General features: G+C 51.5%; 10 protein-coding genes. 8 read left to right on the top strand and 2 right to left on the bottom strand.

Annotation, left to right across the window (positions count from 1 at the left end; translation table 11 throughout):
* Nucleotides 1–72: 72 nt before the first annotated feature.
* Together ACI48K_RS15225 and ACI48K_RS15220 are read right to left on the bottom strand one after the other, a co-directional pair.
* The gene (locus ACI48K_RS15225) at nucleotides 73–945 is read right to left on the bottom strand and encodes an AraC family transcriptional regulator (RefSeq protein WP_475028462.1); all 873 of its coding nucleotides are present in this window, start codon (nucleotides 943–945) and stop codon (nucleotides 73–75) included.
* A gap of 169 nt (nucleotides 946–1,114) precedes the next feature.
* The gene (locus tag ACI48K_RS15220; protein ID WP_475028461.1) at nucleotides 1,115–1,540 is read right to left on the bottom strand and encodes a hypothetical protein; all 426 of its coding nucleotides are present in this window, start codon (nucleotides 1,538–1,540) and stop codon (nucleotides 1,115–1,117) included.
* 223 nt (nucleotides 1,541–1,763) lie between these two features.
* Between ACI48K_RS15220 and ACI48K_RS15215 the strand changes: the two genes are divergently transcribed.
* From ACI48K_RS15215 to ACI48K_RS15180, 8 genes are all read left to right on the top strand, one after another.
* Nucleotides 1,764–2,399: an MOSC domain-containing protein gene (locus tag ACI48K_RS15215; RefSeq protein ID WP_475028529.1), complete on the top strand. Its 636-nt coding sequence runs from the start codon at nucleotides 1,764–1,766 to the stop codon at nucleotides 2,397–2,399.
* A 130-nt stretch (nucleotides 2,400–2,529) separates the two neighbouring features.
* Nucleotides 2,530–5,976, top strand: coding sequence for a stalk domain-containing protein (locus ACI48K_RS15210; RefSeq protein WP_475028460.1), 3,447 nt, complete (start codon nucleotides 2,530–2,532; stop codon nucleotides 5,974–5,976).
* Nucleotides 5,977–6,283: 307 nt separating this feature from the next.
* The gene (locus tag ACI48K_RS15205; RefSeq protein ID WP_475028459.1) at nucleotides 6,284–7,195 is read left to right on the top strand and encodes an ABC transporter permease; all 912 of its coding nucleotides are present in this window, start codon (nucleotides 6,284–6,286) and stop codon (nucleotides 7,193–7,195) included.
* Nucleotides 7,196–7,223: 28 nt separating this feature from the next.
* Nucleotides 7,224–8,105, top strand: a complete 882-nt coding sequence (locus ACI48K_RS15200; RefSeq protein WP_475028458.1) for a carbohydrate ABC transporter permease — start codon at nucleotides 7,224–7,226, stop codon at nucleotides 8,103–8,105.
* A 100-nt stretch (nucleotides 8,106–8,205) separates the two neighbouring features.
* Entirely contained in the window at nucleotides 8,206–9,780 is a 1,575-nt protein-coding gene (locus tag ACI48K_RS15195; protein ID WP_475028457.1) for an extracellular solute-binding protein, read from the top strand.
* Between the two features lie 127 nt (nucleotides 9,781–9,907).
* On the top strand, nucleotides 9,908–12,223 hold the full coding sequence (locus ACI48K_RS15190) for an AraC family transcriptional regulator (RefSeq protein WP_475028456.1): 2,316 nt from the start codon (nucleotides 9,908–9,910) through the stop codon (nucleotides 12,221–12,223).
* A gap of 70 nt (nucleotides 12,224–12,293) precedes the next feature.
* Nucleotides 12,294–14,600: a glycoside hydrolase family 95 protein gene (locus ACI48K_RS15185; RefSeq protein WP_475028455.1), complete on the top strand. Its 2,307-nt coding sequence runs from the start codon at nucleotides 12,294–12,296 to the stop codon at nucleotides 14,598–14,600.
* Entirely contained in the window at nucleotides 14,597–15,946 is a 1,350-nt protein-coding gene (locus tag ACI48K_RS15180) for a family 43 glycosylhydrolase (RefSeq protein ID WP_475028454.1), read from the top strand. The genes ACI48K_RS15185 and ACI48K_RS15180 overlap by 4 nt, the downstream gene beginning before the upstream one ends.
* The last annotated feature ends 58 nt before the right edge of the window (nucleotides 15,947–16,004 follow it).

Raw genomic sequence — 16,004 nt, 5'->3', positions numbered from 1 at the left:
CATGGAAAACGCCCGACAAGAAAGAAATATTCACCTTGGCGGGCGTTTAGTTTATACATGTAATTGTTCAGTTCACGCGTCCGCTTTTTTTACCACAGGGATCCAAACTTCCATTTCATACATGTCGTTGCCTCGGGAATAGGTCATTTCAAATTCGGCGCCTTCCGCATGCTCGTAATTGCATGTCGGAAACCACTCCGTAAAAATTCTTTTCCATAACCCGTGAATATCGCTTTGGCCGTCCGGATATACGCCGGTCGAGAATATGGCATAGGTTTGCGGCGGAACCGCAAGCTTTTCAAACCGGTCAGGCAGACCGGCTTGCGGCATAAAATACCCGATCATATAGGAAAATTGATCGCCCCGGCTATTGTACAGCGCCGTATGGATCTGTCCGTTCTCATCCAGTCCGGCAGCTTGGCGAATCTGATCCACGATGCCGCCTGAAATGCATTTGTCCCAAAACGCCGGAATTTCGATAAACGGTTGATCATCGGCTGCATTAATTTTTGTTGATACGCCAAACAGTTCAAAGGCTTCTTTTTGCTCGATTTTATAATTCATTTCCGCATCTCCCTTAATCGATATATGAAAGGACATCCGCGGATAGGCTTTAAGCGGCACGCCTTTGTCGCGCGCTGACATAGGCATGACTCCGTGCATTTTTTTGAACGCTCTTGAAAACGCTTCGGGCGACTCATATCCGTATTTCAACGCGATATCGAGCACCCTGCTGTCTCCACTTTGAAGCTCGAAAGCCGCAAGCGTCAGCCGTCTTCGCCGGATGTATTCCGACAGCGGCACATCGGTGATAAAAGAAAACATCCGCTGAAAATGATAAGTCGAGCAGCAGGCGATCAGGGCAGCCCGGTCATAATCGATATCCTCCAAAAGATGCGTTTCAATATATTCCATGGCGCTGTTCATACGTTCAAGCCAATCCATGCAGACCCTCCTTTCAAGCCAAATTATAAGAGACCGGGATAGATAAATCCTTGCAATCCATGCACGAAAATATCATGCAGCGTTCTAACTTCGTCGGATCACACTGATATTCCTTCTGCTGCGGCCGAACATAAAGAGACCCGACGCACTTATGCGCCGGGCCGTTTCGTTATTTTTCCGTAATTGCCGCATATCGGTTATGGACGCTGTCCGCGATGATGTCGGGGAGTTCCCTAAGTTGCTCTTCATAAGCCCTTTTTGACAAATTTCCTTGAAGAAACCGTTTGGTGAGCTGCTCCTGCATCTGACCGATTTGCAAATCGATGATGCCCTGCACGTCCTGCTCGTTGGAAGCGGCTATATCGGCCAAAGAATGGCCTTGCAGCAGCTCATCGTACACCGATTCATCCGGCGTGAGGCCAAGGCGTTCACTCAGCTCGTCTTTCGTATTCGCCGTGGAACTGCTTTGGCTGGATTGCTTTAAAGAATTCGCGGCATACGCGGTGCTGGACAAGTAACCGGTCAGGCTTGGACTGATGGTGACGACGATCGCCATAGTTCCAACGATGACAATGCGTTTTAGTTTAAGTTTCATTTAGGGTATCCTCTCGAATGGAAAGTTTATATTTTCTAGGTTAAGGTCATGATTCCGACTGATTTTGACTTACCTAAAATTAATACGGATGAGGGGCACGGGAAGTTTCGTTTCATTTTGAGCAAATAGGGGGAAGACAAGTTTTTCCAGTGCGGATATAATGAATCTCAGCAGATATGAAGTTCAACGAATTGAAGGGAGAGGGAACAACGTGACGGCAAGGATGGCGATCCGCTCACTGAACGTAGGCAAACCGGATCAAGCGAATCATAACGGCAAGGTTGTCATGACCGGAATACACAAAAGTCCGGTTCAAGGATCGCTTTACTTGTCTTGGGTCAATTTGGAGGGAGACGGACAAGCCGATCTTGTTCACCATGGCGGCAAGGATAAAGCGGTATGCGTCTATCCGTTCGAACGGTACGCTTTTTGGGAGCGGGAGTTGGGGAAGACGCTCACGGTTGGAGCTTTCGGCGAAAACCTGACTACGGAAGGATTGCTTGAGGATGACATATGCATCGGAGATACTTTCGAATGGGGAGAGGCGATCGTGCAGGTCAGCCAGCCCAGACAACCCTGCTTCAAAGTGGGAATGAAACACGGAAATCCGGAGTTCCCTTTGAAAATTCAGCAAACCGGTTATACGGGTTATTATTTTCGGGTCCTCCGGGAGGGCCGCGTGAACCAAGGGGATGAACTGCGGCGGACGGAAAAGCATCCCCAGGGAGTTACGCTGGCCTTTGCCAATCGCATTATGCATTTGGACAAGCATGAGGGGGACGGCATCCGGCGGATTCTCAGCCTTCCGGAGTTATCCGCAAGCTGGCGTCAGACTTTGAGTTCCAGACTTAACGGGTAAGGCGGGCACTTCGGATTCAGTGGAAATATTCATTTGCGTCCAGACGGAAGAAACTTTTTACCGGATGAGAACGTCAAATAGGGAAAGGCAATAATTAGCACTCTTTTAAAGAACATGGGAGGTTGAGCGTGTGAAAAAAATTTGGGCAGCCCTTTTAGCCGCTTTATTGGTAGTACCGCTGTTCCAGCAGGCTCCGGTTCAGGCTGCGTCGGCGATCAGCATCTATATTGACGGAAATCGATTGTACACGGACCAGGCTCCGGTTACGGTGAGCGGGCGGGTACTGCTTCCGCTTCGGGCCATATTCGAATCGCTGGGTGCTACGGTCGACTATAATTCGTCAACCAAAATCGTAACCGCAAATAAGAACGGTACCAAAGTCGTGCTGAAATTGAACTCGAAAACCGCAACGATCAATAATCAAGCTTATTTCCTGGATGTTCCGGCACAGGCCGTGAAAGGAAGAACGATGGTGCCGGTCCGGTTCGTCAGCGAATCCCTCGACAATGACGTTGCCTGGAACAGCAAGACCCAAACGGTCACGATCACTTCCGGCTCGAGCGGCGGAAATGGTGGCAACAACGGGGGGACTGCGGATCCGAGCCCTGTTTCTTACGTTACCTTACGCGATGTGGCGAATTACGGGGATGGCCGGGATTTGCAGGTCAGCTTCTCGAAGTCTTCAAACGAGTCGCGAGTTGATCATTACCGGGTTATGATCGTTAAGGCGAACAATGCCTCCAGCTTTAATCTGTCGGCAGCGCAGCAGGTGTCTTCTTCCAATTATACGACCTATTTGACGACGGGAGCGGATCCGGTGCTTACGCTGTCGTCCAATTCCCGTGACGTCAATGGCGCGCTGATTCAAGCGAACCAGTCCTATGTGGCGTATGTTCTGGCCGTAGGAAAAAGCGGCAGCCAAAGCGCGTTGTCCAATCCTTCGCCGGCCATTACGCTGGTGAACAGCACATCTGTAGCGGCGGTGGCGAATGTCAAAGCTACCGATATCAGCGACTATAACGATGGCCGCGATTTGTCCGTCAGCTTCACGCGGGCTTCCAGCGAAAGCAATATCTCGAATTACCGGGTGTTCATTGTAAAAACCTCGCTCGCGAGCAGCTTCAGTCTGACGACGGCGAATAACCTGTCAAGCTCTTATTACACGACCGTGAACAAATCGGGCAGCAATTCGACGATGACGGCGAACCTGTCGTCTTCCTCGAGAGATACATCAGGCGATCTGATCAAAAACGGGGTATCTTACACCGCATTTGTTCTGTCCGTCAGCAGCAATACGTCGACGGCGGCCAGCAAGCTGTCTTCGGCTTCTACCTCGATCACCCTTGGGGTAAATACCGTGGCGGCCCCGGTCATCACGAAGGTCGAGGACATCAGCAATTACGGGGATGGCCGTGATTTGCGGGTCAGCTTCAACAAAATCTCCGATGAATCCAGAATCAGCGCTTATCGAATTTTTGTGGTGAAAGCGGGCAATTATTCCAGCTTTAGCTTATCCGTAGCCAATAACGTGTCAAGCTCGTATTATACGCAGATCAACAAGACGGGCTATAACATTACCCAGGCCTTGTCCTCCGGCACGAGAGATGTGGACGGCTCTTATCTCCAAAACGGAGTCAGCTACCGAGTGTTCGTGATGGCGGTAGGCACAGGATCTTACTCGGGGAACAACGGCTTGTCTTCGGCATCAAGCGCGATCACGCTGTCGAACAATTATCGGGTAGGCACGGTTTCGAATCTGTCCGTGAGCGATGTCGGCGATAACGGTGACGGCCGCGATCTGCAGGTTCAGTTCACCCGGGCTTCGGACGAATCGAACATCAGCTACTACAAAATCTTTGTGGTCAAATCGGCCTACTACAGCAGCTTTGACGTCGACGATGCCAACTCGTCCGGCTATTATACGTATGTTTCTAAGAACGGAAACACGCTTACCCAAGTACTGGGCTCCGGAGCAAGAGACGTGGACGGCTCTCTCGTCCAAAACGGAGTGAGCTACCGGGTCTTCGTTCTGTCGGTTAGCAATGACGGCAATACCGCGAACAATGCACTTTCCGGGTATTCCTCGGCAATTACGTTGGGGACCAACGCGGTGAGTGCGACGAATCCTCCGACTTTGACGGACGTGAATGATACCGGTAATGGTCAGGATCTGCAGGTACAGTTTACACGTGCGGCCTATGACACGAACATTGGTGGTTACCGCGTATTTATTGTAAAATCAAGCAGCAGTTTTGATTTGACAAAAGCCAATTCAAATAGCTACTATACTTCGGTAAACAAGACCGGGCCATTCACCCTGGTGCTCAACGCATCAACGAGAGACACTGACGGAACGTTGATCCAAAACGGGACGACATACAGAGCGTATATTTTATCTGTGGGCACCGGAGCTTATACCGGTAATAATGCGTTGTCTTCCCCTTCAGGGTGGATTACTTTGTCGAGTAACTTAAGTGTCGGACCGGCTTCAAAACCTACCTTAAGAGATATAGGTGATAACGGAGATGGCCGCGATCTGGAGGTTTCGTTCGGGAAAACAGCGGATGAAACGAAAATTAGCGGTTATCGAATTTTGGTAGTTCCAACAAGCGCATCTGGCAGCTTTGATTTGACGGCGGCCAATGGAGTTAGAAGCGGCAATTATACGGATGTAAGCAAAACTGGTGGAACCATTACAAGAGTGCTTACTAACTCCGCCAATGACATCAGCGGTGCAAAAATTCAAAACGGCGTAAGCTATACGGTGTTTATCTTATCGTTAGGCAGCGGCAGTTATGCCGGAAGGAACGCTTTGTCATCTCCTTCAGATCCAATAACGCTTGTTGGTAATTCGGCGGTTAGTCCGGTGACAAATTTGAGCGTAGTCGTTAATCCCAATGGGGTTGGAAACGGTCAGGATATAACCGTTAACTTCACGCGAGTAGCTAATTTGACTATCATTTCTGGTTATCGTATTTTTATTGTTCCTGACAGCGTGTCAAGCTTCGGGCTTAATGAAGCCAATGCGCTTAAGAGTAATTTTACTTCGGTGGCACCAAGTACAGGAAATACAAGCTTGCAATTAACCGCAGCCACTACCGACATCATTGGAAATAATATTGCACCAGGGCAAAGTTACAGAGTGTATGTTCTAACTATGGCAGATTTGCGGAACAGTACGGTAAATGCAATATCCCAAGCATCTGATCCATTCCAGGTTAATGCTCCTATTTTGCCGGTACCATCGGCAAACAACGTGAGAGTAACGCTAGACGGAACTGGGTTCAAGGTCGATTTTGATCAAGCAGATAATGAAGAACAAATTGGTTCTTATGTTGTCTTTGTTGTACCGGCGAGTCCTGATCTGAATTTGACCACCGCTAATACTCTGCAGCGCAACCTTGTTTATCCGGGAATACAAAGGCCGCTTTCGCTAACAACTAATGATTTAGATGCATTTGGCGCCCCGATTGTAAGCGGAGGAACCTACAAAGCTTACGTTCTATCAGTCTCCAAAGATCAAACCAAAGCAACCAACAGTTTGTCTTCGGCTTCTAATCCGATTACTCTTCCGTAACACCCATAATTGTTTTCCTAGGCCGTATCCGAGCAGATTTATCTGCTTGGATACGGCTTTTTTGTGTGCTTGAACACCAGACCCATTCCACAAATCGCAACAAAATCGTAGCAAACGAAACCCCGGAATCGTAGAAATCGCAACAAAATCATCGGAAGGCAAAGTTTAAGGCGCCGGGAGACCGTGCTAGCATAAAACTGAAAGCGGATTCACGAAACTGAACTATGGCTTTCGCTAATTCGCCAAGTGATTAGCAATTGATTAGAGAGATCAGTAAAAACATTAAATCATGGAGGGGGAGATTGTTTTGGTCAGAGAGCTGATCAAGCACCGGACGCTGTATTTGATGACTTTACCAGCCATCCTGCTGCTGCTGGTGTTCAGCTATTTTCCGATGGTGGGCATCATCATTGCCTTTAAGAATTTCAATTTGAGCACGGGGATCTTTCGCAGTTCCTGGGCGCATCCGATTTACGAGAACTTCAGGTATTTTTTTACTTCATCCAATTGGGTCGGCGTGACCCGGAACACGATTCTGCTGAACCTGCTGTTTATTGCCGTAGGAACTTTCCTGAATGTGCTGGTGGCCATTCTGTTTAACGAAATCCGTTCGGTTTGGTTCAAGCGCGTATCGCAATCGCTTACCTTGCTTCCGTATTTTATTTCCTGGATCGTGGTCGGCGTGTTCGCCTATAACATTTTGAGCTATGAGCACGGGATGTTAAGCGAGCTTATGGCCCGGTGGGGACTGGAGAAGATCGACTGGTATTCCAAACCGATGGCGTGGCCGTTTCTGATTGCCGTCATTTTCGTTTGGAAAAGCGTCGGTTATAACAGCATCATTTACCTGGCGACGCTGATGGGGATTGATCATACGCTCTACGAATCCGCAACGATCGACGGCGCGACTAAATTTAAGCAGACCCTTTACATTACGCTTCCGCTGCTGCGCCCTACCATTGTCGTTCTGACTTTGCTTGCGGTCGGCCGTATCATGAATTCCGATTTCGGGATGTTTTATGCGCTGGTCGGCGACAATTCCCAAATCTATTCCACGGTGGACGTTATCGATACCTTTGTGTTCCGCAGCTTGAAGGGAGCGGGGGACATGGGAATGGCCGCCGCCGCGAATTTCTATCAGTCTGTCCTCGCTTTTGCATTGGTTTATATCAGCAATCGAGTAGCCCGAAAATATGAAAGCGATTCGGCACTTTTTTAAAATTCGATTGCGCACAGGAGGTCCCGTCATGAAGGTTCGTTCATCGTTTACCGTGGGGCAAGCGGTTCTTAATTTCTTTGTTGCCCTGCTCGCTTTGTTTTGCGTCGTGCCGTTTATTATCATCCTGTCGAGCTCGATGACCCGGGAGATGGATATCCTGACGAGCGGCTACAATATTTTTCCCAAGCATTTCGATTTCACCGCCTACAACTATCTGTTTCAACGGCTCCATGTCATTTTGGCCGGTTACAAGGTAACCATCTTGGCGACCGTATTCGGGACGATCGGCAGCCTGGCGGTCACCGCAATGGTGGCCTACCCGCTGTCCTTGCGCCGTCTGAAATACCGGCGGTTTATCTCCGGATACGTGCTGATCACGCTGCTTTTTAACGGAGGCATGGTTCCTTGGTATATCGTGTGTGTCAAATACCTGCATCTTCATAATAATCTGGCGGCGCTTATTTTGCCGTCGCTGGTTAACGGCTTCAATGTCTTCCTCATGCGAAACTATTTTGCTTCCATTCCGGAGGAAATGCACGAGTCGGCTAAAATCGACGGAGCCGGAGAGTTCCGTACGCTCTGGTCCATTATTCTGCCATTATCGACGCCCGTGTTTGCCTCCGTTGGCCTGTTCATCGCATTAGGCTATTGGAACGATTGGTGGCTCGGGCTGATGCTGATCGACAATATCGAATTGCAGCCGTTGCAGTTGTTGCTGCGGACCATCATTTCGAACGTCGACTATTTGGCCAATTCAAGCGTGCTTGCGACAAGCGCGGATCAGATGGTGCCGAAAGAAAGCGTCAAAATGGCCGCAACGATCATCACTATCGGCCCGATTATTTTTCTCTACCCGTTTTTGCAGAAGTATTTCGTCAAAGGACTTATGATGGGCGCCATCAAAGGCTAATCTGGCGGAGTTATCATTCCGAGGTTTTGGCGAATCGACAAGGCTTGGCCGGCAGAATTGCCGTTAAGCATATACAATTATCCTTAAAGGGGGAACAAGTATGGCAAGATTCAGGAAGGCGTTTACTCTTGGTTTGGCCGTTCTGCTGGCAGCTGGGCTGCTGGCGGGATGCGGCGGGGGAAATAAAGAAAACGGAAACTCCTCCGGCAGCAGCGCGGAGAACTCCGGCACTCAGGACGGTAAATTGAAACCGGTTACTTTGCGGTTTTATTTTCCCGGCGATAAACCGCAAGCGACCGACGAGGTCTGGAATTATGTTTCCGAATTAACCAAGGACACGCTCAATGCCAAATTCGAAATCAATTTCGTCAACTGGAACGACTATAAAGACAAGATGAAGCTGCTGCAAGCTTCCGGCGATGATTACGATTTGAATTTCGACGCGAACTGGAACGACTTCTCCAATGCGATGAACCGCGGCGCATATCTGGATATTACGGATTTGCTGCCGAAGTACGCTCCCAAGCTGAACGAGATTTACACCAAGGAGAACCTGCTCGATCCGATCCGGGTCAAGGGGCGGGTCTATGGAGCTCCGTGGACGCTGAAGAAGAGCATTAAGCCGATCGTTTGGTACCGTGGTGATTTGGCGGCAAAAGGCGGTTACACGAAGGATAAAGTAACAACCGTCGAAGAGCTGGACGAATATCTCCGTGCCGCCAAAAAAGCCTCTCCGCAAATCCTGCCGATTACCTGGCGCCCGGACAGCTGGTTCAGCGACGTTGCGCAGGTATTCTTGGAAAAATACGAGTACGAGAATCTGAATGCCATGGGCCTGGTCGTCAAAATCGACGATCCGGAGCATAAGGTGATTCCGTGGGAACAAACCGAAGCTTTCAAGGAGTACGTATCCTACACCAAGAAATGGAATGAGGAAGGCCTTATTCCGCGCAACCTGCTGGCGACGAAAGGAACGGAGGGAGACTTTTCCGCCGGAACTTTAGGCTCGTCGATCAACCAGATTGACGGAGGGATTTTGGAAAATCCCCATCCGTTTAAACCTGAATTGGAAGCGCAAGGTGCCGTAAAAACCTGGTCCGAGTTCTACCCCGACAATAAATGGGTGCTGGCTTCGCCGCTCGATAACATCGTAGCGATCAATAAAAATGCGGCCAATCCCGAACGGGTGCTGATGTTCCTGGAACAGCTCACCACCAATCAACAGCTGTACGACGCCGTAGTTTACGGTATCGTGGATAAGACCTACAAGCTGGATGGCGACAAAGTCATGTATATGCCGGGACAAGGCAACGGCAAACCGACCAATTACCTGGATTGGCCGGGACAATGGGGTTTCTGGCGCAAGGATTTCCAAAAGCTCGATGAACAGCATACGCAAAAATACTACGATACGTACGACGCCTTCATCAATCGACCTAACCAAATCAATTCGACGGTAAACTATTTTGTTCCCGATCAGACGAGTATCAAGACGGAGGTCGCCAAACGGGAGCAATTGCGCAGCGAGCAGGGCAACCTGTTGATGTGCGGGATCAACGTAAAGGACGTCGATAAGGATGTGGCGAACTTCATCGCCAAGGAAAAAGACGCCGGAACCGATAAAATCGTGGCCGAAGTCCAGAAGCAATTGGATGAATTCATGGCCGGCAAATAAATTTCCAGTCCGATAGATCCTCCGAAAGGTCATCGCGAATGGCTCCGCGTTCCCATTGCCATTCGCGATCCTTTTCATCTATACTTGGAACCATTGATTGAAAGCGCTTAATAGAGAGGGTGGGTCGATGGCTAGGATAATAAGACTGAAATGGGATTCTTTATTCATCCGAATTCTTCTGTCTTTTACGGCGCTGACGATGATTCTGATCGTCACCATGACCCTCGTTTTTTCAAACATTTATTCTCAAACGCTATTCGGCCAACTTTCACGGGAACAGGTGAAGGGACTTGAGATTTTAAGCGGCAATATCGATAACCTTTTTAAAGAGATGGATCAAATTTTTCTCAACCTTGAAGTGAATGACGATATCAATTACTTTTTGGCCTCCAGCGCAAGCGATGCGCTCACCAGCAACAAAGCCCGGATCCAAATCAGAAATATCCGCCAAATCAACCCGTACATTCATTCGATTTTCGTCTATAATTCCGCCATTCACGAATATATTTGCGAAGGGGAGCCCGGTTTTGACGCGTCCGGCTTTATCGACCAGAGCGCAACCTACCGCAAAAGCACGGAAGGCAAACGGACCATCTACCTGACCAAATTGGTCAAGCCGGACAACTCGCAGAATTTTTTGACCAATAAAAACGTCGATTACGTCATCAGCATGGAATACACGAACCGGAATATGAACGGCGATCAGCAAACGGTGATCATTAATCTGGACGAGGATCTTTTTGCCCGGGATTACTTGGAGAAGTCGGGAGATGTGCTGCAGATTGCCGACGATCGGGGAATCCTGCTTGCGCACACGGATGCCCGAAAAATCGGCGGAAGCGTCAAGGATACTTCTTCGTTCGCCGCGGTGACGAAGATGTCCGCAAGAAGCGGGAACATTTCCGATGAGGAGGGACATCACCGGTCGCTGGTGGCGTTTGTGCGCAACAATTCGACAGACTGGTACGTAATGAGCCGGGCGCCTTATGCAAGCCTCGTGAAACCGATTCAGGATAAAAGAAACGGCTTGCTCGCCGTGTGCTTGACCATTTTAATTCTATGTCTGGTGGCGATTTTCCTGATTTCCAAAAGACTGTACAATCCGGTGCAGAACCTGATCGAATTGTTCCGGAGATCCCAGTTCAATGTGGAGAACAGTCAATCCGGCGATATTTCGCTGATCCGGTCGGTGTATACGGAAACGCTGCAGCGCATGCGTTCTCTGGAAGACGAGAACCGGAACAATCTTCAGATCGTGAAGGAGAGCTTTCTTAGAAGCCTGCTGACGGCAACGGGTCCCGAAAGGCCAACGGCTGCGGAAATTGCCGATCACGGCCTGCGGGTCGGGCTAGAGCGTCTGCGGCTGTGCGTATTTAAGATCGACGCTTATTCAAGGCTGGACGGAAGAGAGATGGCGCTGAACGACTCGCTGCTGTATGAGGGCGTTACGAAACGGCTCGACGGCGAATTCGGCTACGAGGCCGTGCAAATGCCCAAGGGCGAGGTCGCCGTTTTGCTCGGCAAAGCCGAGGGCTGGCCGGACAATGCCAAACATTTGCTCTCCGTACTGGAGGAAATTCAGAAGCAAGTCGCGTCTCATGGCGTTACGGTCACCGTCGGAGTCAGCGATCCCGCCGAGGATGGAGACATTGCCGGCGTCTACGCGCAGGCTTTGGAAATGCTTCAGCAGCGTTTCGTGCTTGGTCCGGGCAGGATCATCTATCCGGAATATGCGGAAGAGATGCTGACGCGCAGCTACGGGCTGCCAACCGAAGTCGAGAAGAAGCTGATTTCCTCTATTGTGCAAAATGACCGCAAGGGTTTCGTGGAGGGGCTGCAAAACGGGACTTACATTTTAAAAGGATTTATTTATGCCGATGCCGTTCAGGCGCTGTTTCATATTTTTCTGGTTTGCATTACTCAAATGAATCAGATCATCAATGACGAGAACAAACGGCTTGGCGTGCAGTTTGGCGAATTGAACCTGATTTTTACGGAGATCGAAACGCTTGAGCAGGCGACGGATTGGCTGCTTCGCCAGTTTGAGGATTACAGCAGCAGCTTGGAGGGCATCAAGCAGCTGAAGGAGAACAAGTTCTACCGCAAAGTAGAGGAAATCATGCAATACATCCAAGAGAACTACCGGGATAACTGCTTAAGCGTGGAGGTATTGGCCGAACGGGCGGGCTATACGCCGAACTATTTGTCCAAGATCTTCAAAGAGGTGACGGGAATCAATTCCGGCGAATATATCCGCAAGGTGCGGATCGATCATGCGAAGGAGCTGCTGAAAAACGACGAGTACCGGGTCAGTGATGTCGCGGAAATGTGCGGATATCCGAACAGCAGCCATTTTTATTCCGCGTTTAAGAAGCAGGTCGGCCTGACTCCATCAGCTTACAGGGAGCTTTCGCTTCAGGAACGCACGTCATGTAAAAACTGAGGCGGATGCCGGCGCGGACACGCAGATCCTTAGTCTATGTATCAGGGTTTGACCTAAGGAGGCATTGTTAATGTACAGAATTTGGTTCACAGGTCCTGCGGACCGCTGGGAGGAAGCGCTTCCGGTCGGAAATGGCAGGCTGGGAGCAATGATTTACGGGGGGCCAACTCGGGAAAGGTTGGCTCTTAATGAGGATAGCTTGTGGTACGGCGGTCCTCGGGACCGCAATAATCCGGATGCCCTGGAACATTTGGAGACGATCCGCCGCGACCTGCTGCAGGGCCGGGTGCGGAAGGCGGAGCAGTTGGCGGTGGAGGCCTTGTCGGGGACTCCGGAAAGCCAGCGCCATTATGTGCCGCTGGGGGATTTGTCGCTCGCTTTTGAGCACGATTCCGAAATTAAGGCCTATTCGCGCGAGCTGAATTTGGAAACCGGAATCGTACGCATCGGTTATGAAGCCGGAGATGTGCGATACACGCGGGAGATTTTCACGAGCCATCCTGACCAGGTTCTTGCGGTGCGCATAGTATCGGACGCTCCCGGAGCCATCAGCTTTAAAGCGCGGTTAACGCGCGGAGACACCAACCGCTATCTTGACGAGCTGGTCAAAGCGGACGATCATACGCTGGTCATGAGGGGAAACGGAGGCGGAACGGGCGGGGTCGATTTTCGGACCGTGCTGCGAGTCAATGCCGAAGGCGGAGAGACAAAAATCGTCGGCGAGCACGTGATCGTGGAACATGCGGACCGGGTTACCCTCTTGTTATCCGCGGCGACTTCATTCCGGCATGTTCAGCCGGAGCAGGCGGCGCTGCGAACGGCCGATCAGGCGGGGCTCATGGATTATGAGACATTAAAGCAGCGCCATATCGGTGATTTTGGAGCGCTCATGAAACGGGTATTTATCCGTATCGGCGAATTGGGAGAAGAAGCGGAGCGGCTGCCGACCGACATTCGGCTGAAACGGGTGCGCGAAGGCGCCGAAGATCCGGGACTAGTCGCCCTGTATTATCAATTCGGCCGTTATCTGTTGGCGGCGTCCAGCCGGCCGGGTTCTCTGCCGGTCACCCTGCAAGGGATTTGGAACGACCGGTTCTTGCCCCCTTGGGACAGCAAATACACAATCAACATCAATACGCAGATGAATTATTGGCTGGCGGAATCCGGCAATTTGGCCGAGTGTCACGAGCCATTGTTCGAAATGATCGAACGGATGCGCGAGCCCGGACGAAGGACGGCCCGGGAAATGTACGGTTGCAGGGGGTTCGTAGCTCACCATAATACGGATATCTGGGCGGATACGGCGCCTCAGGACATCTACGTTCCCTCCACCTACTGGCCGATGGGAGCTGCCTGGCTGTGCCTGCATCTTTGGGAGCATTACCGGTACGGGGAGAATCTCGACTTTTTGGCTAAAGCGTACCCGGTTTTAAAAGAGGCGGCCGAGTTTTTCGTTGACTATCTGGTGGAATTGCCGGATGGACGCGTCGTCACCGTTCCTTCGGTTTCGCCGGAGAATACCTATCTGCTGCCGGACGGCACCACCGGCATCCTGTGCGCGGGACCTTCAATGGACAGCCAGATTCTGCACGAATTGTTCGGGGCCTGTATCCAGGCGGCTGAAACCCTCGGCACCGATGAGGAGTTCTCCCGGCGAATGAGGGAATTGCGCGGCCGCTTGCCGCAGCCGGAAATCGGCAAGCACGGACAGCTCCGGGAGTGGCTGGAGGACTATGAGGAAGCGGAGCCGGGGCACCGGCATATTTCGCATCTGTTTGCTTTGCATCCCGGAACGCGGTTTACCCTTCGGGGAACTCCCGAATGGACGAAGGCCGCCCGCATTACGCTGGAACGCCGTCTAGCAAACGGGGGCGGACATACCGGCTGGAGCCGGGCGTGGATCGTCAACCTTTGGGCGAGACTGGAGGACGGAGAACAGGCGGGAAAAAACATCAAAGCCCTCCTGGCGCATTCGACTCTGCCCAATCTGCTCGACAATCATCCTCCCTTCCAGATTGACGGGAATTTCGGCGGAGCGGCGGGGATCTCCGAGATGCTGCTGCAGAGCCATGCGGGCGAGCTGCATATGCTTCCCGCGCTTCCAGAGGTATGGAAAGAGGGCGAAGTCCGGGGACTGCGGGCCAAAGGGGGATACGAGGTAGACCTGTTCTGGTCCGGAGGAACACTGGATCATGCAGCTATTCGGGCCGGCCGTGACGGAGTATGCACGGTTCGAACGGTTCGAAACATGAGGGTATCCGAAAACGGGCAGCCGATAGATCCAGAAACGAATCCAAACGGCTCATCGCGCTGGGACGCGAGAGCAGGGGCCGTTTATACGATTGAAATTCTCAAAGAAAGAGGCGGAGAAGAATGACCAGCAAGTACATTTCGGCGGGCAGCGGCAGGATTGCCGCCGGCAATCCGGTGATTACTTCGATTTTTACGGCTGACCCGTCAGCGCATGTCTGGGAGGACGGAAGGATTTATATCTATGCGTCTCATGATGTCGATCCGCCGAGGGGTTGCGACCTTATGGATGCCTATCATGTATTTTCTTCAGGCGATCTCGTGAACTGGGTCGACGAAGGGGAGATTCTCAATTCCGGCGGCGTGGCCTGGGGCCGTCCGGAGGGCGGATTCATGTGGGCGCCCGACTGCGCGTTTAAGAACGGCAAGTATTATTTTTATTACCCGCACCCGAGCGGCTCCGACTGGAACGATACCTGGAAAATCGGAGTGGCGGTCAGCGACAAGCCGGCCGGCGGGTTCACCGATCAGGGGTACATTGAAGGACTGGGCGGCTTTGCCATGATCGACCCGTGCGTATTCGTGGATGAAGACGGCCGGGCGTATATGTATTACGGCGGCGGAGGCAAATGCCAGGGCGGAGAACTGAACGAAGATATGATCTCGATTAAAGGAGTCATGCGGGATATGGAAGGCCTCGAGGATTTTCATGAAGCCGCATGGGTCTTTAAACGGAACGGAATTTATTATTTGACTTATGCCGACAACCTTGAGGATAACAATCGGATGCGGTATGCGACAAGCGGCAATCCGCTGGGTCCGTGGACTTACAGAGGCATCTTTCTGGAGCCGACGGGGTGTTCGACCACGCATGGTTCGGTGGCGGAGTATCGGGGACAGTGGTATTTGTTCTACCATAACCAGGCGATTTCCGGACACGGCAATCTGCGAAGCGTATGCATCGACGAGCTGCATTTCGAAGCGGACGGGACGGTCCGGACGGTCATCCAAACCAAGACCGGAGTTAAGCGCGTCGACGGGCGACCGGAGGCATCAGAGGGACCGGGAGCGGAACGCCGTCTGAAGTTTTATCCGGCTGTAAGCAGCCTGACGGGTGGCGGCGCCGTATTGACGAAGACGGAAACGGGAGAAACTGCCGCCGCCGGATTCGCAGAAAGCGGCTCTTATTGCCGCTTTGAACAAGTGGACGGCGGACGCGGCGGACGATCAACGCTCCATGTCCATTACGAGACAAAGGAACCGTTAGCCAAGCTGAATTTGGAAGTTAACGGCGCCGACTATTCCCTGCTTAACGCGCCATCTACCGGAGACGCGAGCGAATTCGAACTTGCGAGCCGCATTTCTTTTACGGTTCGTTTAGAACCGGGTGCTACGAATGCGGTCAAACTTTCGGGCGGTCACGGCAATATCTCTATCGGAGGGTTGTCGGTCGGCCATTTTGAAGATGAGTGAAAAATAAGAAACCCGGCTCGCTGCGAAGAGAGGAAACAAGCTCCGCAATGAGCCGGGT

The organism is Paenibacillus terrisolis (assembly GCF_056171975.1).
This window is presented reverse-complemented; position numbering and strand designations above follow the sequence as displayed.